At 67.1% G+C, this 18,669-nt stretch carries 17 protein-coding genes; 2 read left to right on the top strand and 15 right to left on the bottom strand.

What is annotated here, in order from left to right; genetic code table 11:
* Nucleotides 1-1,347: 1,347 nt before the first annotated feature.
* From ACIBMZ_RS26755 to ACIBMZ_RS26690, 14 genes are all read right to left on the bottom strand, one after another.
* Nucleotides 1,348-2,466 carry a hypothetical protein gene (locus tag ACIBMZ_RS26755; RefSeq protein ID WP_396698383.1) on the bottom strand — a complete coding sequence of 373 codons (1,119 nt, stop codon included), beginning with the start codon at nt 2,464-2,466 and terminating at the stop codon, nt 1,348-1,350.
* A 13-nt stretch (nt 2,467-2,479) separates the two neighbouring features.
* On the bottom strand, nt 2,480-2,674 hold the full coding sequence (locus tag ACIBMZ_RS26750; RefSeq protein ID WP_396698381.1) for a hypothetical protein: 195 nt from the start codon (nt 2,672-2,674) through the stop codon (nt 2,480-2,482).
* A gap of 51 nt (nt 2,675-2,725) precedes the next feature.
* The gene (locus ACIBMZ_RS26745) at nt 2,726-6,136 is read right to left on the bottom strand and encodes a LysM peptidoglycan-binding domain-containing protein (RefSeq protein WP_396698380.1); all 3,411 of its coding nucleotides are present in this window, start codon (nt 6,134-6,136) and stop codon (nt 2,726-2,728) included.
* A 20-nt stretch (nt 6,137-6,156) separates the two neighbouring features.
* Nucleotides 6,157-6,534 (bottom strand): TadE family protein, encoded by a 378-nt coding sequence (locus tag ACIBMZ_RS26740; protein WP_396698378.1) that lies wholly within the window; start codon nt 6,532-6,534, stop codon nt 6,157-6,159.
* Nucleotides 6,535-6,581: 47 nt separating this feature from the next.
* The gene (locus ACIBMZ_RS26735) at nt 6,582-7,019 is read right to left on the bottom strand and encodes a TadE family protein (RefSeq protein ID WP_396698376.1); all 438 of its coding nucleotides are present in this window, start codon (nt 7,017-7,019) and stop codon (nt 6,582-6,584) included.
* The gene (locus ACIBMZ_RS26730) at nt 7,016-7,462 is read right to left on the bottom strand and encodes a TadE family protein (protein WP_396698374.1); all 447 of its coding nucleotides are present in this window, start codon (nt 7,460-7,462) and stop codon (nt 7,016-7,018) included. Before ACIBMZ_RS26730 ends, ACIBMZ_RS26735 begins: the two co-directional genes overlap by 4 nt.
* A gap of 2 nt (nt 7,463-7,464) precedes the next feature.
* Nucleotides 7,465-7,668 (bottom strand): hypothetical protein, encoded by a 204-nt coding sequence (locus ACIBMZ_RS26725; protein WP_396698372.1) that lies wholly within the window; start codon nt 7,666-7,668, stop codon nt 7,465-7,467.
* Nucleotides 7,669-7,696: 28 nt separating this feature from the next.
* On the bottom strand, nt 7,697-8,530 hold the full coding sequence (locus tag ACIBMZ_RS26720; protein ID WP_396698401.1) for a type II secretion system F family protein: 834 nt from the start codon (nt 8,528-8,530) through the stop codon (nt 7,697-7,699).
* A gap of 17 nt (nt 8,531-8,547) precedes the next feature.
* Entirely contained in the window at nt 8,548-9,450 is a 903-nt protein-coding gene (locus ACIBMZ_RS26715; RefSeq protein ID WP_396698370.1) for a type II secretion system F family protein, read from the bottom strand.
* Nucleotides 9,447-10,889, bottom strand: coding sequence for a CpaF family protein (locus ACIBMZ_RS26710; RefSeq protein WP_396698399.1), 1,443 nt, complete (start codon nt 10,887-10,889; stop codon nt 9,447-9,449). The genes ACIBMZ_RS26715 and ACIBMZ_RS26710 overlap by 4 nt, the downstream gene beginning before the upstream one ends.
* Before the next feature lie 40 nt (nt 10,890-10,929).
* Nucleotides 10,930-11,646: a ParA family protein gene (locus ACIBMZ_RS26705; RefSeq protein WP_396698368.1), complete on the bottom strand. Its 717-nt coding sequence runs from the start codon at nt 11,644-11,646 to the stop codon at nt 10,930-10,932.
* A 95-nt stretch (nt 11,647-11,741) separates the two neighbouring features.
* Nucleotides 11,742-12,305: an SAF domain-containing protein gene (locus tag ACIBMZ_RS26700; RefSeq protein ID WP_396698366.1), complete on the bottom strand. Its 564-nt coding sequence runs from the start codon at nt 12,303-12,305 to the stop codon at nt 11,742-11,744.
* Nucleotides 12,306-12,418: 113 nt separating this feature from the next.
* Nucleotides 12,419-13,345, bottom strand: a complete 927-nt coding sequence (locus ACIBMZ_RS26695) for a hypothetical protein (RefSeq protein WP_396698364.1) — start codon at nt 13,343-13,345, stop codon at nt 12,419-12,421.
* Complete coding sequence (locus tag ACIBMZ_RS26690; RefSeq protein WP_396698362.1) at nt 13,339-13,911, bottom strand: hypothetical protein; 573 nt, start codon at nt 13,909-13,911, stop codon at nt 13,339-13,341. Before ACIBMZ_RS26690 ends, ACIBMZ_RS26695 begins: the two co-directional genes overlap by 7 nt.
* Before the next feature lie 555 nt (nt 13,912-14,466).
* Between ACIBMZ_RS26690 and ACIBMZ_RS26685 the strand changes: the two genes are divergently transcribed.
* Together ACIBMZ_RS26685 and ACIBMZ_RS26680 are read left to right on the top strand one after the other, a co-directional pair.
* Nucleotides 14,467-14,850, top strand: a complete 384-nt coding sequence (locus ACIBMZ_RS26685) for a hypothetical protein (protein WP_396698360.1) — start codon at nt 14,467-14,469, stop codon at nt 14,848-14,850.
* Between the two features lie 195 nt (nt 14,851-15,045).
* The gene (locus ACIBMZ_RS26680; RefSeq protein ID WP_396698358.1) at nt 15,046-15,357 is read left to right on the top strand and encodes a hypothetical protein; all 312 of its coding nucleotides are present in this window, start codon (nt 15,046-15,048) and stop codon (nt 15,355-15,357) included.
* Nucleotides 15,358-15,405: 48 nt separating this feature from the next.
* On the opposite strand, the gene ACIBMZ_RS26675 is transcribed toward ACIBMZ_RS26680, so the two are convergent.
* Nucleotides 15,406-17,802: a RelA/SpoT family protein gene (locus ACIBMZ_RS26675; protein WP_396698397.1), complete on the bottom strand. Its 2,397-nt coding sequence runs from the start codon at nt 17,800-17,802 to the stop codon at nt 15,406-15,408.
* Nucleotides 17,803-18,669: the final 867 nt, after the last annotated feature.

Below are 18,669 nucleotides of genomic sequence, written 5' to 3'. Positions count from 1 at the left end.
GCGCGGGCAGCGCGGATCCGGCGCGGGCAGCGCGGATCCAACACGCGAGTCGGTCGGTCCTGAGTCGGTGAGCCGGCGCGCGGGCAGCGCGGATCCGGCGCGCGAGTCGGTCCTGAGTCGGTGAGCCGGCACGCCACTACACCCGTCGCCGCATGCTCCCTACACCGCGCTGGCATCCGTTCGGCGGGATGCAATCACCATCGGTGCCCCGCCCCGGTTGTCTCCGCCCGCTGTCTCCGCCCTGCTGTCTCCGCCCCGCCCCGCCCCCGCTGTCTCCGCCCCGCCCCGCCCCGGTTGTCTCCGCCCCGCCCCGGTTGTGTCCGCCGTGCTGTCTCCGCTCCGGTCTCGGCCTCCGCGAGGTTCCGATCCGTCCTCCGCTTCGGTCTCCGGCGACTTCGTCACCGCTTGCCCGTCAATACGGCGACGGGTCAGGGTGACCGTGACGACCGGTCAGGGTGACCGTCAGGGTGACGGTGACGACCGGTCAGGGTGACGATGACGGTGACGAGAGCCCGGCAGCCATCCCGGCGAACGACCACCCTCTACCACCCGCCACCCATACCGCAGGACCACGGCCGCTCCGGAGGTCCGGCTACGCCAGACGTGTCCACACCGACTGACTCAGGGCACCCCGTCCTGCTGAACACTTGCTTCTGTGCCTGGCTTCCACCCCGAGAAATCGAACGTCCCCACCAACAAGCATCACCGCTACGGGCAATAACCCTTGCGTGCCGCCGGTTGCGCCTTTTCGCTGGCCAACAAACAGTTGAGACGCCTTCAGGGATGTCGACCGCAGAAGCCGGATGCAACGCTGGCGTCAAGCTGACCAGTGTGGACGGAGCTCGGCTACGAAGCGGCGCATGACCGAGACATACGCGACCAGGCGCGTCTTGCCAGCAAGTCCGACTGTCCGCAGGAGGGGCACCTGGCTGAGCGTCGACAGTGTTCGCGCCAAGAACACGGCGCCCGGCAGGGCAGCCTACGTGCAGGCGTCGCGCAAGATCAGCAGAGCCGCGTTCGTCGACGACGGCATCGGCAGGCACAGTCGCTTGAGGTTCCAGCGCGCCGCCCTCCTAGCCTTCTGGGTCGGAGACATTCCGGCATCGCACCTTCTTAACCAGGACGCTATGCGGCTTTCGAGCCATTTGTCGCCGCGACCGAACGGGGAGCCAGAGGTGATTCACATCACGTCGATCTTGCCTTGCGCCGCAAGGCCCGTCCACCTTCAACCTGAACCCCCACCCGGAGAGGGCGCCGCCGCATCCCCTCGAATTCACAGAGGGTAACGGCCAGCCGCAGGCGACGACGCCCCCCAGAAGTAGACATTCAACGATATGCTAGCCCTGGCTACTTCCGCACCTGGCGAATCGCGCCGCCGCCGCCCTTCTGGACGTCGGCGACCTCCGCCGCCGTCTTCGAGTTGTACTCGCCACCGGCACGGCCGTCCTCGTAGGACAGCACCCACACGGTGCGCCGCGCCTTACTGCCGCGGTTGCAGCCCACCAGCTTCCCCCTTACCTGCTGTGCACCTCGGCGGCCAATGCCGCCACGAGCGTGCGCCGGTCGCGGCCGGTCGCGGCCGATCGTCGCGGCGATCCTGTCGGCGACCGCCGCGTTCGCGACCCGCTGCCGCTCGGCGGCGAACCCGGCGGCGACCGCACGTCGCACCGCTGCGTCCAGAACGGCCGGGGACAGTCCGGCCGCGTCCTGCCGGCCGGCGGCCGGGCTGGTCACCTTCCAGCCAGCCCAGCCGGAGGCGATCATCGCGTAGGCCCGCCCGCCCGACGACCGTCCCCGGACGACAGGGAACCCGCCGACGTTGACGCACAGCGCCGCCACGAGCTGCCGGGCTCCGCCGATCCACCGCCAGTCCCCGGACAACGGCGACCGGCGCAGCAGCTGCACCTGCTCCTCCGTGGCCTCCGGCACCAGCGAACCGGCGACCCACGTGCCGTGCGCGTCGCGGCCGGCTCGGACCACCGCCACCTGCGTGCCGGTGTCGTCGTAGTGCGCCACCGCACTGGCCGCGCTGGCCGCCAGGTCCGCGTGCCTGGTCGACGCCGTGATATGCCCGACCGCGACCAGCCCCCCTTTGGCGGTCTGGACCTCCGGCCGGTGGAACCAGTCGAACCCGCCCTCGGCCGGCGGCAGCACGCACTGCCCGCCCGTCAGGAACGACAGGTGGCAGTCGTTGTCCGCGAGGTGCCCGAACACCCGCCCGTCTGCGGTCACCTGGATGGGCGTCAGCTCGGACAGGCCCGGGTCGTCGAACCACGCCCGGGGCGGGTACAGCGGCGCGACCTGCTTCGGCGTGCTGCCCGCGCCGGCCGCGGTGACGGCGGCTTCCTCGTCCTCCGCCTCGTCCGAGGCCGACTCCTCCCCCTCGTCGTCGTCGGCCGCCTCGTCGTCGACCAGGTCCAGCCGTGCCTTTATGAACGCCTGCGTGCCGAGCATGGTCACCGCCATGACCGGCCCTTCGTCACCGTGGTGTACGGCTCCTCGCCGGACTCGATGAACGCCCCCACTCCTCGTCGCTTATGTCCTCGATCCGCGTGCCGTCGGCGTCGGCGTCGGCGTCGGCGTACACGAACTCGAAGTCGTCCAGATCCACGCTCGGGAACAAAATCCCGGCCCGCCGCAGCTCCAGGGCCTCGGCCAGCTGCGTCGAATGCACCTCACAGGCCGCGATCCGTCCGGCCGGTGAGCGGAGTGCGCGAGAGGCTGCTCACCCTACAGCGGCATTTGCACCAAGAGCATCTGGTAGCAGGTGCAACAGCCATGCGTACGTGTCTGGAGCTAGGTCTTCGGGTACTTCGGCGTCGCGTGCGTTCATGAGTTCGCCGAGTAGGTTGCGGAGTTCGGCGGAGTGTCCCTCGATGTAGGCGGCGCGCATGAGGTCGTGCCATGGCCCGTCGTCGCCTCTGTGGGGGTCGGCTGCCCAAGCTTGTTGTACGGCCCAGCGGGCGTTCGTTGTGTCGCTGGCGTCCAGGTACATGGTCGCGAGTTGGTGGGCGGTGTCCACAATGGCGGAGGTGATGTGTCCGGGGTAAATGTCGGATTCGGCGAGCCATGTGTATGGGTTTCTGGCTCCTGCCGCGTAGGCACGGTCGGCGCCGTCGAGCGGTACGCCACGGACCAGTTCAAGGGCTGCGCGTAGGTCTCGGATTCCGGCTGGGCCGTGAGCTTCGCCGCGACTGCGGAGTCGCTTGAACAGATGCCAGTCGAGTAGGTAGCCGTCTTCGAGGCGGTAGACGCGGTCCGGGCCCATCTCCGGTAGCCACGGGCTGCCGTCTAGTGTCTCGCCGAGCCATCTGCGGGCGCGGGTGATGGCCACGCGGCGGGAGGTGTCTTTGACTTGTTGGTCTGGCCACATGGCTTCGGTGAGTTGTTCTCTCGTGGCGCCGCGGGCTCCTCGTTGGGCGAGGTAGACGATGAGTTCCCCGTGGAATCGGCGGCGTTGGTCGGGGACGGCGCCCGGGGCGTCGACGGTGACTGGGCCGAGGATTCCGACGCGGGGTCGGGTGTGGTCGTGTTGCTGCCAGGCGTCAAGGTCTGCGTCGAGGTTGGGGTCGGCCTGCTTGCGGCGCTGGCGGGCGGCTGCGGTGAAGGCTCGTTGGGTGGCGGTGGTGGTTGCTGGTCCGGCGGTGAGCGGCTGATGCGGGATGTGGAGGATCGAACTCGGTCGGCGTTCGGGTTCTGCGGAGGTGGGGCGCTGCGCCGTCTCATCGTTCGGGTCGGGTAGGTCCTCGGCGAGTGGGAGAAGACGGCCGGCTGCGTCGGTGTCCGTCGCCCAACATTCGGTTTCGGCTGCTACGGGGGTGGGCTCGTCGATGGCGGCTCGGGCTTGGCGCATGATGTCGGCGAGCGGTTCCAGCTCGGCTGCGGGCAGTCCAGCTGCGGTGGCGGTGGTCTGGAGGAAGGGCAGCGCGACGTGCAGTGTGGCGTCGCTGTCGACCGTGATGTTGATCGGCCTGATGCTCTGGCCAGGCTTGGCGATGGTGACGACGGCGACCGCGCACCGGCCGCGGTTGTCGAGGTCGTTGGCGAGGTCGGTGAGGCTGGCCATTGTCTGCTCGTCGGTGTCGGCGACGAGCAGGAGTTGCGGGGCCCATGCATCGCCGACGTCGGCGATGCGGCCGTGCAGGGTGTCGCTTACATCGGCGTGGCGGAGGGCGCTGGTGATTGCCGCTGCTCGTCGCCGTAGCCGTGCGGTCGTTTCCGCTGTGTTGCTGACGGCTCGGATGCGGTCGGGGTTGAGGGCGATCAGTTGCTCGGCTTGGTCGAGGGGGAATCCGGCCAGGATGACTTCGACGTCGTCGCTCCACTTGTTGCAGGCCGCTTCGCTGGCGATGTATCGGAGAAGAGCGAGGGCGCGTTCGGCGTCGCCGCCGATGGTGAGGCTTCCAAGACGTTCGAGGTCGAGCATGAGGTGGCGGCCTGGTTCGGAGCCGACGGCGACGAGTATGGGAAGCGGGGCGAGTTGTCCCTCGGCGGCGGTGAGGGTGGCGTCGGCGGGCAGGGTCCAGTGGGTGCCGTCCGCCGTCCAGGGCGCCGGTGGATGGGGGTGGGGGCGCGTGAGGATCAGGTTGATGGTGCCGTCATGGATCGAGGCGGCGGTGACGTCGGGGAGATCTGCGGAGTCTCGGTCGGAGAGGGTCTCCGTGAGGCTGCGCAGTGCGGTGTCGAGTCGGTCGACGTCGGCGGGTTGTTCGGCGACGAGGAGGGTCTTCTCGATGGCGCCGTTTTGGGGGTGCGGTAGGCGTCGCCCTGGTCGGCGGTGTTGACGCTGCTGGCGACGGAGCCGACGGACGGTGGTCAGGATGAGTGCGGCCACGAGGGAGGCGCTGGTCAGTGCGGTGACCGTGACGATGGCGTTGCTGTTGTCGTCTTCGTCTGTTGAGGGCTGGTCATGGGCGCCGGCTTCCGGATTCTCGGTGGTGCTGTGGCCGGCGTCCGGCTCAGCAGGTGGTGCTGGGGCCGGTGACGAAGGCTCTGGTGTATCCGGTTGCTCTGATGCGGTGTCTGACGGCTCGGGGTTGGGCTGCGGGGCGGGTGCTTCCAGGTCGGTTGAGGGGGCGGGCTGTTGTGGGGTGGGTGTGTCGCTGGCGAGACGTCCTCGGGCGTGACCGCGGAGTCCGCGGTCGTGTGCGTCGGAGGGAAGTCGGATCTGCTGGCCGCGGACGATGTGGTCGGGGAACCGTGAGTCTTTGGCTTTGAGGTCGGGGTTGAGTTCGGCGATCTCGGGGTAGCGGTCGCCATCACCGAGGAACCGTTCGGCGACGTAGTACAGCCAGTCGTTGCGGACGACCGTGTAGACGAGTTCGCTGGTGGCTGCCTCGGTCGCACCCTGGGCCACTGCCTTATGGGTGTGCTGACCGGTGCCGCCTGTCGGCACTCGCACCGTCCACTCCGGGTACACGCGGGTGCTGCCTGGTTGTAGTTGCCGGCCGTCGGGCTGTTCGATGCCGTGGGTCGCCTCGGCGATGCGTTTCCAGGGCACGTTGTAGCGGTCTGCGATGTCGAGCAGACTCTCGCCTCGACCGACGCGGTGGTCGACGTACCCGTGGGTGGGCTGCGGTTGTTCGCGGGTGCTGGTTGGAGTGTGGGCTTCGGTGGCGCTGTGGTTGGCGGTGATGGCGGCCGGGGCGGGTGCCGGGGTTGTCGATACGGACGCCGACGACAGCGCCGGGGCGGCGAAGACGCCGATAGCGGCGGCGACGAGGAACGCGGCGGCGCGCTGTTGCAGGCGCATGCCGGGGATTCGTCGGGGCTGAGGTGGGATGCCACCGGTGCGGCGGCTGCGGAGTTGGGTGGGGATCTCGACGGTGAGGGCGGCCAGGAAGCTGAGCCAGCCCCAGCCTGCGAGCGCGAGGGCGATCCAACCGAGGAGGGTGAGGGCGTGGATGAACAGGGAGCCGTCGTCGGGGGTCGTGATCGCTTGCCCGAGTTGGTGGAGGCTCTCACCTGGGTCGTTCCATGTTTGCGTCGCCCATGCAGCGAGGTCGGGGAGCGGGTTGCCGGCCGCCCATAGCAGGAGCAGGGGCAGGGCGACGATGAGCAGCATGGTGGCCAGCGCGCCGAGCCCGGTGAGGATCTGGCTGAGGCGGCGGTTCCTCGCCGGTGCGGTTGGTGCCACGGGTTGCTCCTTGTTTGCTGCTATTGGGACACGAGGGTGACGGTTGCTGTTCCGGTCACGGTCGTGCTGCCGAGGGCGCCGAAGAGGTCGAGCAGGAGTGGGTCCCAGGTCAGAGACACGGTGGCGGTGAGGTTCTGGCGGTCCGGCGCTACCGTCACGGAGCCGGTGACTCCGTCGAGGTCGGCGAGGTACGCCTGGGCGGCTTCTGCGGCGAGCGTGGGGTCTACTTCCTTGGTTCCGCCGGTTATGGCCTGGCCCGCGTTGATGGCTTGGCCGGCGGTGCGGGCGGTTTCGGACGCGATGTTGTCGGCTCGCTGGAGGGCTCGTACCTTGGCGCCGCCGTCGACGATGAGACCGAGCATGGCGAGGAACGCGGGCGCGAGGATGGCGAAGTACACGGTGACTCGGCCGTGGTCGTCGCGGAGCCTGGTGCGTGCCGCGCGGGTCATCCTCGGCTCCGGTATTGGTCGAGCGGGCTGGTGAAGGAGGCTGTCAGGGGTGCGCTGCCGGGCATGCCGGGCAGGGCGATGTCGGTGAAGGTGGCGTGGCAGGTCAGCGTCGCGGTGACGGTGGCGGGTTCACCGACCGGCACGCTGAAGCCCTGGGTGCTGATGGTGACGGTGAGGCTGCTACAGCTCAGTCCTTGTGCGTCGAGGGTCGAGGTTGCGGCGGCGGTCGCCTGGGACTGGGCGGTGCTGGCGTCGCGGGCCAGCGATGCTGTGCGCGCGGCATCGAACGCGGCGGCTTCGATGGACTGGCGGGCCAGGTTCACCCGGCCCCCGATGAACAGCGCGGCGATGAGCGCGAGAACGGCGGGGGCGACCACGGCCAGCTCGACGGATGCCGAGCCGCGGTCGGAGGGCGGAGCTGGGGCAGGGGTCATGGTGAGGGGTCTGTGACGCGTTCGATGCTGCCGTGGGCGGTGCGGCTGATCGAGAAGGTCATCCCGGGTAGTAGGGAGATGGAGTTTCCGGTGACGGTGACGCGGACATCCGTCGTGGTGCGGGTGACGCTGACCTGGGAGTGTGACAATCCCATTCCGGCGCTGGTGAGGAAGTTGTTCGCGTGGTCGGCGCCGCTGCCGGGTGGGGCGTTGTAGCCGCGTTCGACGTTGACGCCCTGGGTGGCGGCTGCCAGGGCGATCGAGTTGGCGTAGTACACGATCCCCACCTGGAAGCCGCCAAACCCGAGCAGCAGCATCGGGGCGGCGACGATGACGAACTCGACGGGGGAACTGCCCCGCTCACGCTCCGAGTGGAGTCTCCGCCGTAAGCGGGCCGGCCACCGCGCTCTCGGCGGCCGTCGGGCTCCCGATGACAGGACCATGGTCACTCCCCTGCCTGGGGAATCAGGGCGACCCAGCCATTGGCGGCGGCGACGATGAGGCCGGCGATGGTGACAGCCAGCCCAGCGATGATCGCGGTGATGATGGCGGTGGAGATAGGGCTGTCGCCGCGTTCGCGCTGCTGCGGGTCGATGATGTCCTGCCAGCGCTGTGCCAGTACGACGAGCAGTCGACGTCCCTGCTTCATGTCGTTTCCTTTCGCTTCGATTGCCCTGTTAGTGCTGAAACAGTTGGGTCATGAATGGATAGATGACGAGGACGAGAACGATGAAGATCAGGGCGGCGGCGGGAACGTCCAGCTTGCTGGTGCGAAGTTCCGCCTCAGCGAGCGCTTCCGTCCGGAGTTGGTCGCGGAGGGAGTCCGCTCGTGCCCGCAACGTGTCGTACACGTCGGCGCCGTCGGAGCCTGCGGTCCGCATGATGTCGGCGAGGTCGCCGAGTTCGATGACCTCGATGTCACGGGAGAGGGCTTTGAGCTGGTCCCACGGCGGTGAGAGTTGCAGTTGTGCGTTCAACAGCGAATCTCTGGTGCGGGCGAAGACCCAGCCCTGGCAGATCGAGGCGGCACGATCGAGGGATTCCACCGGGCCGTGACCAGCGATGACCTGGTGTGCGGCCAGATCAAGGTAGGTGCACATAGCCCGGCGGAACTCGTTGCGGGCTGCGGTGGCCTTGGTCAACACCTCGCGGTGGGCGAGCCAGGCGGCGCCGAGCGAGGCAAGGATGGCCCCGCCTGCGGGGATGGCGGGCGGAATGGGGATCCGCAGAACGATGACCGCAATGGTGAGCAGTGCCGGGAAGGCGAGCGCGAGCAGCGCGGACAGGCCGAGCGTCAGGTAATACTGCTCTGGGGTGCGGCCCAGGAGACGCAGGTCGGTGTGTGGGACCTGGGTGTAGCGGCGGAGCCAGCCGACCATGGGCGGTGGTGGGGTTACGCCGGCTACCGGATGGAGTCGGCGCAGGGCCGGTCCGAGGGCGGGCGCTGCGGGTATCGCCTGCATCAGCAGCAGGAACACGCCAAGGCCGAGCATGCCTCCCGCGAGGAGCATGGCGATCTGCGTGCCGCTCACGCCAGGGCCTCCGTCTGCTGGGCGCCGGTGGGCGGTAGCAGGCGTGGTCGGGGTGGCGGCAGGCTCAACCGCCGGACGAGGACCATGAGGAGCACGTACAGCCCGGCGAGTCCGAGGAGGACGAGTTGACCGAGTGGTGTGCTGTAGGGGCGTAGGTAGTCCGGGTTGAAAGCTCCGTAGATGATCAGTGCGAGGGTCATCCCGGACAGGAAACGCACGGCGAAACGTGGGCCGGCCCGTTTCGCGTCGATGGTGCTCCGCATGTCGATCTCGGCGGCGATTGAGCGGGAGATCGCGGCGAGCACCTCGTGTAGTCCTTGGCCTCGGTCCCTGAGGTGCAGCATCAGCGGTGCGATGACCTGGTCGCACGTGTAGTCGTCGACCTCGTCGGCGAACTGTTGCAGCGCGGTGGCGGGCTCGACGTTGGCCTGTATCCGCGCGGCGAGGTCCCGTACTTCCTGCTCGATGGCGCTGGGGGCGGTGGCGACGGTGGCGACGATCGCCTGCTGGAGTCCGATGCCTTGGGCGACGATGTCGGCCAGCCGGCGGGTCCAGAACTCGACGCCCTTCAACCGGCTGAGTGCCTTCTGTTCGATGCTGGCGGCTGAGAACAGCCACGGGATGCCGGGTAGCGCTACCCCGACGATGAGCCCGGCCGCGGGCCATCCGGACAGCAGCCATGCGATCGCGCCTCCGCCGACTCCCGCCACGATCTTGTATTGGTGGGAGCGTTGTTCACGGCGCGTCCGGCCGGCGCCGGTCCACAGGTCGAGAAGACGCGCGGCAAGCGCGGACGGTGGCCGGGGCGGGCGGGTGGTGCCGACCACGCCGACAATGCCGACCACGACACCACCGATGGCGAGCAGCCCGGCGAGGATGGCGGTCAGGTCCAGGATCATGCCCGCCTCGTGAGGCTGATCAGCGGCGTTGTCCAGGTGCCGTGGTTGGCGTTGCCGAGCTGGATGTAGCCGGTGAGCACCCGTGGGTCGTAGCCGGCACGGACGAGCTGGTCGCGTAGCCGGTCGGGAAGGTGGCGGGGCACGGCGCGCCCGTCTGGTCCGGGTCCGAAGATCGTTGTCGTGACCATGAGGTCGTCGTGCATGCCGCCGACCTCGACCACCTCCGAGACGTGGCGGTGCTTGCGGCCACCGAGGCGGGTCTCGTCCTCGACGGTGATGTAGACGATCAGGTCGATGGCGCCGGCCGCCATGCGCCGGGCGAGGTCGGCGGTCATCTCCGGGCCGTGTTGCAGCGCCAGTTCGATGATGCGGTCGATGACCGAGCGCGCGTTGCGGGCGTGGATGGTGCACATCGATCCGCGGCTGGTGGACATGGCTTGGAGCATCGGCACGATCTCGCGGGACCGGACTTCACCGACGATGATCCGCTGCACCGACAGCCGCAGCGTGATCGGGATCATGTCGGAGATGGTGACTTCCCCGGCAGGTCGCCCATCGGCGGCGCGGGCGCCGTGTCCTTCGCGGGCTTCGAGGCTCATCACCCACCGCCGTTTGCGGTGGGTGCCCAGCTCCCGGCTCTCTTCGAGGGTGATGTACTGCTCATCCTCCGGGATCCGGGCGGACAGCCCGCGCAGCATGGTGGTCTTTCCCGCGTCCGCCAGGCCGGCGATCATGATGTTGAGGCCGGCGTCGACGGCAGCCGCCAGGAAGTCGTACAGCAGGGCGTCGATCGCCCCGTACTTGTCGCGGAGATCCTCCAGCGTGACGTCGATCAGGGTGTGCTTGCGGATGACGACGTACGGTCGGACCGCGACCTGGTAGATGACGGTGAGCCGGCTGCCGTCGGGGAGCTGCATGTCGAGCCACGGCTTGCTGGCCGACAGCGACCGCTCGGTGGCCCCGGCGCGCATCGCGAGCACCTGGCACATGCTGACCAGTTCGTCATCGCTGTCGGCCACCGGCGGCCCGCTGCTGATGTGCCCGTCGGTGTGTTCGATCCGAACGTTGTCGCAGCCGACGATGTGCACGTTCACGATGTCTCGGCGGTCGAGCAGGCTCTGAAGGCGGCCCAGACCAAACAGGTCCGCGGCGACCGCGTCGAGCAGTTCGGTTTCCTGCCGCAGGGAGACCGGCTGGCCGGCTTGCCCGAGGGCGTCGACGTGTTCGCGGACCACGCGCGCCGCGATCCGCTCCCCCTCCGCCTGGCGGTGCTCGTGCGACACGTTCGGCGTTTCGCGCAGGACGGCGGTGAGCTGCTCCGAGATCCTGCGGCGCAGTTGCCGCACAACCGTGTAGTCGATCGACGCCGAGGAAGCGGGTTCCTCCAGAGTCGGGGTGGGCGGCCTGGGTGCTGGCGGGCGCGAACCGTTCGCCGTCATGGCGGGCGACTGCCAGCCGGCGCCGTTGAGGTGCTGTCGGTCAGGCACGACTCACCTCGCTCCGGGAGGCCGTAGCGGAGAACCGGGCGCGGCGCGCCGCGATGGCGCGGCTGGCGACCGGCTCGATCGACGCGGCGGCCCGCAGCAGTTCGGGGTTGCGTCGTAGCCGGCCGCCGTCGCTGAGTACCGTCGCGGTACGCGGGTCGTCGGGCACGCTGGCCAGAATCGGGAGTTGAAGCCGCTGTTCGAGGTCCCGGCTGGCGTAGGCGCCCTCGCCGATCGTCACCAAAGCTATCGCGCTGGGATCGCGGCCGTGTTCGGTCAGCTCGCGGCGTAGGTGCGCGATCGCCGGTAGGACCGGAGAGATCGTGCGTAGAGTCAACGGGCGCAGGACGAGCAGGATCAGGTCGGCGCGATGCAGCAGCGGCCACGGCGCGGCCGACGTCGTCAGCCGGCCGCAGTCGGCGATGACGTCCACACCCCGGCCCTGATATTCGAGGTCGGCGAAGAAGGTCGTCAGCCGCTCCCACGTCGGGCGCAGGGTGCCGGCCTGGACCGGATCGGTGATGCCGGGCAGGACGAGCCGGCGGCCGGGATCACCCGAGTCGAGGTCGATCAGTTGGCTCGGGAACTCCTCGCGTACCCGCCCCCGCAGGTCGGCGACGGCCAGGGGCAGCAGCCCTCTGGGTGGGATCTCCAGGCCCGACAGGTAGCCGGCGAGGATGTCCCCGCCAGCCGGATCACATTCGGCAAGCAAGGTGGGACGGGACCACGAGAGGGTGCAGGCGAGCGCGAGCGTGCTCACCCCCGGTGACCCCTTGGACGAAACCATCGCAATCACTGCCATGACCGTCAGTCCCCGGGGATCAAGACGACGGCAATCCGACCCGCGGCGGCACGGGCCGCGACGAGAGGCCCGTCGCGGTCGGCCACGGCAACGTTGACGAGCATCGTCCCGTCCTTGCTGCCGTCGGCCACATCGGTAACGGTTGCCGGGATGTTCACTGGCGGCCCGGCGGCCGGCTGCTGCTGCGTTCCGTTGTCGTCAGTTGTAATCACCAGCAGGACCGAGGCGCCCGGGGCAAGACGCTCGTGGGGTAACCGGTTCTGCGCCAGGCTGATGCCGACGAGCTGCTGTCCCGGCCCCGGGTATGCCTGCTCGGTGAGCTGATCGGCAGCCAGCAACGTGCCGGGTACCAGGCCGACTGCGGCATGCCGCCCCACGGCCTGGTCGGGCTGGTCGGCGGGGATCGGCTTGAGCGCCGGGTCGACGGTGATCCGGACCGTGGTGAGGTGTGCCTCGGTGATTGCCTCGCCCATCGCGACAGGCCGGACGACCGCCAGGTACTCACCGGTGGCGCCGATGGTGAGGAGGACTCGCCAGGCGATGAGTCCCCCCGCTGCGATCAGGGCCACGGCGAGCCAGACCAGGGCGGGACGCCACCGTCGTTGCGGCGCCACCCGAGGTACGGCGATCGCGGCGGCTACCGGAGACGTCGTGCCCCGGGCGGAAGGCTCCGTCGCGGTCGTCATCGTGTAACCACCTGCAACTCCTCGATCGCGATCGTTGTCGACGATGTGCGTGTGACGGTGAGCGCTCCGGTTTGGCCGCCGCCGGCCCACGTCACCTGCCAGGTGGTGGTGCCTTCGATGGTGTAGCGGCCTCCGGGCCGGGTGCTGCTCGGCTGGCGGTAACCCTGGTGGTATCCGCATGTCGGCGACGTGGCCCGGCCAAAGGACGCCTTGTAGGCGGTGCCGGGGTTGTCGCAGGTCACGCGGTTGCCGTCGCCCAGGCTCCAGGTGATCTTCTCGGCGCGGGCCGTCGCGGTGACCGACAGCCCCGGTACGGAAGCGGTGGCGCTGGCGGGCCCCCACGTCGCCGCAGAGGCGGGCGTCCACAACCAGACGGGTAGGCCCACCAGACCCGCGCTGCCGGGCGAGTCGTCGGGGGCGATCCCGATGTCCGGGCCCCGAATCGGAAGCTGGTTCACCGCCTGGGCAGCCAGCTCCGCCGGTGTGGGCAGGCCACCGAAGCCGGGTGGCGGTGCGGCCCTCCAGAACGGTGTGAAGCCGGTGAGGCCGGGCCAGCCACAGGCTGCGAGGTAGATGCGGCCGTCACCTGGTGCGTGGCCCTGCCAGATGGGGTCGCCTGCCGGCGGCTGCGGATCAGCCAGCTCCCAGAAGCACTCGTCCTCTGGGTTGTACCAGCCGAGGCCGGGCTTGTAGCAGCCGGGCCACGGCTCTCCCTCGCAGGTCTTTGAGGAGCCTCCGCCACCGCTGCCGCCGCCGGGGTCGCCAGGGCTCCCTGGCCCGCCCGGCGTCTCCACCACGATGTAGCAGTCCCCACCGTCGGGCGGGCAATAGACGTAGTCGGCGTAGGCTGGCGAGCCGCCGAGGGCCAGGCCGCCTGCCAGCATCACCAGGCCGATCAGACCGACTGCGATGCGTCTCAACATGGTCGCTCCCGCTGGGCGCTGGATTCCCGGATGAGCCAACGACCGTCGTCGTACAGAGCGGCTTCGGCGGTGACGATGTACCGCTTCGCCTGTCCCGGGACGCCGGCAGGCTTGCCGTTCGACTTGTAGACGGTCTGCCAGTTGGTGCCGTCAAAGCAGTCCTCGATTGTGGCGGTGAAGGGGCGGCTGTCGACGTTGACCTCGGTGACCTGTGCGTTCCAAACCGGTTGACCCTTGGTGGTCAGCCCCTGGTCATGCTTCTGGATCAGCTCGTACCTGAGTTGTCGCAGCAACGGGTCGGCCGTGTACTTGGCCAACTCGTCGCCATCGAGGTCTTCGGCAGCGGCGGCGGTGACATATGCCTTGCGGTAGTTGTCGTAAGCCGCCAACGCGCTGGTACGCGCCTCCTGCTCAGCCGTGTCAGCCTGAGGCGCAGTCGTCGACGGCGCCGAAGTCGGCGATGGCGTCGTACCGGGGTCGGTGCCGGGGTCTGCGCTACAGCCGGCCAACAGAGCAGCCGTCACCGCTGCCGCGATGGTGAATCGGTGCCGTCGTCGTGCGATCACCTGAGTGCCTCCTGCCTCGTGTAGCCGCCAGTTGGCGGCGTTAGGGCAGGACGACCGGGCCGCAGCTGTCCCGCCCTACGGCAGGATCTCACCGGAGTTGCGGCACTGCCGATGCCCCGATCAGCGACCGCGCATCGGTATCCCCGATGCGGGCACGGCTCGCGGCGCGATGAACGGGACGTTGTCCCGGTGTGGTCGCCGAACGACAGCAAAGGAACCGGCCGGAACAGGCTGCTGGCCACCACGTCACCTCCCCCCGACGGCGTGGGCACCCGTTAGGTCCTACCTCATCCTGGAGCCGCACCGCTACGCACCGTTATGTACGCACCTCCAAGGACAACCTCCGTGTTCGCACACCGAAGAACGCTCACCGGAGTACGCACCCTGGAGAGCGGAGACGGGCCTACTGCACAGCACCGGCTCGGGAGAAGGCCCCTGGGCAGCGCAGGTTTGCAGGATGAGGCAAGGTGACCACTTGTCGCCTGACGAATCGAGGTCCACACTGACGCCAGCGCGGCATGCACCCGCACCAATACCTAGCTCTGGATGGATCGAATGGACGTCGCCGAGGAGCGCGGTGACCTACGACACGCCGTCGAGTTCTTCGCGACACCGCTGATCGTTGATCTCTTGAGAGCTGTCAGAGACAGCACCAAGGCGGACGACTGCCTCACGGTTCCCAGCGATGACGAGATCGTGCGGCACGCCGTCGAGGTGTTGACCGCCAACGGGACCGTGAGGTGCGTGGACGGCCCACCCTCGGCCGACGCACAGCAGCTAACCCTCACCCCCAAGGGCTTCCAGGTCTGCGACCTGGTAGACGAAGTGGTGGGATCCGGCTACGACGTTGGCGAATGGTTCGTTGATCGCCATGGCGACCATGGGCGGACGCAGATGGAGCCGTCGGAGCCGACCACGGATCGAGCTTCGACGGAATGATGCATGGCTAACTTTCTTTTCAGGTCATTCGGGTGCAAAACCTGGCAAGCACGGTCTTTCTTTGCCGCCAGGCATGGCCTAAACCCTTGACAGCACCGCCGTACGCCGATGACATGGCATGCGCAATGTCAGATGCCCGACACCTGGAGTAAGCGGAACCGCTCGGGGTCGACGGGGGGGCCGAGGGATGGTGCAGTGGAGTTTGCCGACCTCATCGAGATTCGCGAACTGGTCCAGTATCAGCATGTCGTCGCCGCCGTAGCCTGCCTCGGCGAGCGCCCCATGCGTTACGGGGAGCTAGGAACTGCCATCAGCGAGTGGACGGGTTCGCGGATCGCCGATGGCGAGCTAACCCGCACCGTTCGTCGCCTGGAAGCCGGAGGGTTGGTAAAGGTCGTCCCGGACAACGACGGGCATCGCCTCTTCATGCTGACGCCCGAGGGCCACAACCGCAGGAAGAAAGCCGCCGCACTGGGCAAGGTCTTACGTAGCTGGACTGGTGATTAGGAAGGGGAACAGAGTCCGGAGGTAGCATCTCCGTCCAGTCGGCCTGCCTCAGACACCAGAGGTGATGCGATACGCGTCGAAGACACAGTCGACCTTGCGGACCGCGGCGAGCAGGTGCCCGAGGTGCTTCGGGTCGGCCATCTCGAAGCTGAACCGGCTCACCGCCACCCGGTCGCGGGTGGTGGTGACGGTGGCGGAGAGGATGTTGACCCGCTCCTCGGAGAGCACCCGGGTGACGTCCGCGAGGAGCTTGTGCCGGTCGAGGGCCTCCACCTGGATGGCGACCAGGAACGTGGAGGCGGAGGTGAGCTTCCAGCTCACCTCGACCACCCGCTCGCCCTGGGCCCGCAGGTCCTCGGCGTTGGCGCAGTCGTCCCGGTGCACGCTCACCCCGCCGGAGCGGGTCACGAAGCCGAAGACCGAGTCCGGCGGGACCGGGGTGCAGCAGCGGGCCAGCTTGATCCACACGTCGCTGACGCCGCGTACCACCACGCCCGGGTCGTGGCTGGAGGCCCGGCTGCGCGGTGGCCGGGTGGCCACGGCGGTCTCGGCGATGTCCTCGGCCGCGCCCTCCTCGCCGCCGTAGGAGGCCATCAGCTTCTGCACCACGGACTGGGCGGAGAGCTGACTGTCGCCGACCGCCGCGTACAGCGATGCCACGTCGGCGAGGTGCAGGTCCCGGGTGATCGCCATCAGCGCGTCCGAGGTGAGCATCCGCTTCAACGGCAAGCCCTGCTTGCGCATCGCCTTGACGATCGCGTCCTTGCCGGCCTCGATCGCCTCCTCGCGGCGTTGCTTGTTGAAGTACTGGCGGATCCTCTTACGGGTCCGAGGGCTCTGGACAAACCTGAGCCAATCCCGGACCGGGCCGGCCTTATCCGGCTTCGAGGTGAAGATCTCGATCACGTCGCCGTTGGACAGCGTCGACTCCAGCGGCACCAACTTGCCGTTGACCCGCGCGCCCACGCATTTGTGCCCCACCTCGGTGTGCACCGCGTACGCGAAGTCCACCGGCGTCGAACCTGCGGGCAGGGGAATGATTCTGCCCCGGGGTGTGAGAACCTGCATCTTCTGGTTGGACAGGTCAAACCGCAACGAGTCTATGAATCCACCGGGATCGGCTGCCTTCAACTGCCAGGCCAGCAGTTGGCGCAGCCAGGAGCCTTCCCCCGAATACGCCGCCTGACCCAGTTGGCCCTTCCTCTGTTCTGCGTGAGCCCAGTACGCCGCGATGCCGAACTCCGCCGTGTGGTGCATCGCGTACGTTAGGATCCGCATTTCCACCGACTCACCGGTTGGTCCGACCACCGTAGTATGGATCGATTGGTACATGTTGAGCTTGGGCATAGCGATGTAGTCCTTGAACTGATCTGACACCGGCTGGAAATTCGCATGAATAACGCCTAGCGCCGCGTAGCAGTCCCGCTCCGTGTCGACCAAAATCCGAACACTCGCCGTGCCATAGGCACCCTTTGAATCCCGCCCACGCACGATCATCTTCTGATAAATCGAATGGAGGTGCGGCGGTTGTTCGACTACCTCAGCCTTAACACGCGCCCAGCGCAGCATCGTCAAGACACTCTGTGTAACCGAGCGCACTATCCCAGACCACCGCGACCGACGTACACTAAGCAGTCGTTCGACTTCCTCATAACGTTCCGGGTATGTGGCACGGAATGCCAGGTCATCCAACTCCTTATGAATTCGATAAATTCCCAGCTGCCGCGCTAGAGGGCTGTAGGCTGCGAGAGCTTCCCTTGCTATCCGGCGCCGCTCAGGTGCAGACCATAAGGCCGGGGATCGAAGTGCCTGCAACGAGGTCGCTAGTCTGATTAGCAAAACGCGAGGCTCAACAGCAGAACATATGATCGACAGTTGAGCAAACTCGAAGCCGGCCGCAAAATTGAGGTTGATGGACGAAATTCTGGATGCGCCATCAACGAGGTCGGCGACCTCATACCCGAAGATATCTCGGAGGTCGGCCCTCGGGAAATTCGTTAGGTGTAACAGAGTCGCCGCAAGAACGGCCGCATCCATACCTAGTTCAATTAAAACCTTGAGGACCCTCAGAGCGAATTCAAGTAGGGGGTCGTGACCACTCTTACTTCTTGAAGTTTGCAGTCGTTGCGAGAAGTCGTACGCCCGTTCGAGCAGAATTATGTCCTGCAGCGATTGGGCTTGCCGATAGTCCCCGAGAACTTGGCCCAAATCGTCGCTTCGCCCCGAAGCACCACCAACGGCACGTCGCCTGAAAGGCTTCGGAAGAGCACGCCATACTAACCTCAACCCACGGGTACAGGGCAACGGGGTTCCCGCGCGTTCGCTAATGAGATCAATGGTAAGAGATCCCGCCGTAGAATCTTTCCTGTGAACTTCTTCTAAAGCCAACCTCCGATCAAAAGCCGGAACTGTGGCGTCCTTAGAAATTCTGCGCAGGAGTGGCAGACCTCGCCTATCATCGACTTCTACTAGCGCCTCTGCACACCATCGCCTATCGACGCCATCCATCGTTGGATCGTCCGCAAGCATCGCGAGCAGGTCTCGCCAAGACGTTAAGGGTAAGCGGGCAATGGCACGCACCGAGCCCTTACTATACGCCTGCCTCCTCGATGTAACAGACCTCGGACCACCTGCTTCTTGGACAAGAACATCAAAAAGAAGCGCAATCGCCCACCGGCGAGTGCCATGATCAAGCCTTCGCCTTAGTGATGCCACTCTGAGTGCAGCCTTTGCTTGCTCGACATCTAGAAGGCAAAGCAACTCAATCGCTGGTTGCAAGTTCTTGCCAGACCTCGCACTTGCCATCTCAGTCAGGACTTCCGTAGCCTTCGCAACGACCCTATTGTCCAGAGCAATTCCGTCGGAACCGAGTGCGCATACCAGCCGGCATCCATCTACCCCCCCTTTGGTTGTCAGCCGCTTCAGTAAAGGCGTCAAATCCTTTTCTCTAGCCCAGCCGTCTATCAAAAACCTTAGAAATGACTGTCGTGTGGTTAACCACTCCTGGTTGTCAAACCATGAGCGGCGGCTCCAGACGCTACGAAGCTCGCGAGCGCTTTCCCTCGGATCTTTGACAACGAGGCGGGCAGCCAAGTACTCTTCTATCGTCTTGTGTGCGAACACAAAGTCCCCGCCACGTTCGGTTAAGACCCCGCTTCGTCTAACCAACTCCCGCAAGAGAGACTGCCACGCACGGTCAGGCAGATTCTCCGGCTTGAGGTCACGGGTCCATAAGGTCAATGCCCCAACAGCTGTATCCGATTTCCCGGACTGGCGCAACCAAGCCAACCGCTCCACAAGCTTTGTCGCAGA

Origin of the sequence: Micromonospora sp. NPDC049900 (genome assembly GCF_044461025.1) — a bacterium.
Lineage (GTDB): Bacteria > Actinomycetota > Actinomycetes > Mycobacteriales > Micromonosporaceae > Micromonospora.
The sequence above is the reverse complement of the archived record's forward strand: the minus strand, read 5'-3'. Positions and strand labels throughout refer to the sequence as shown.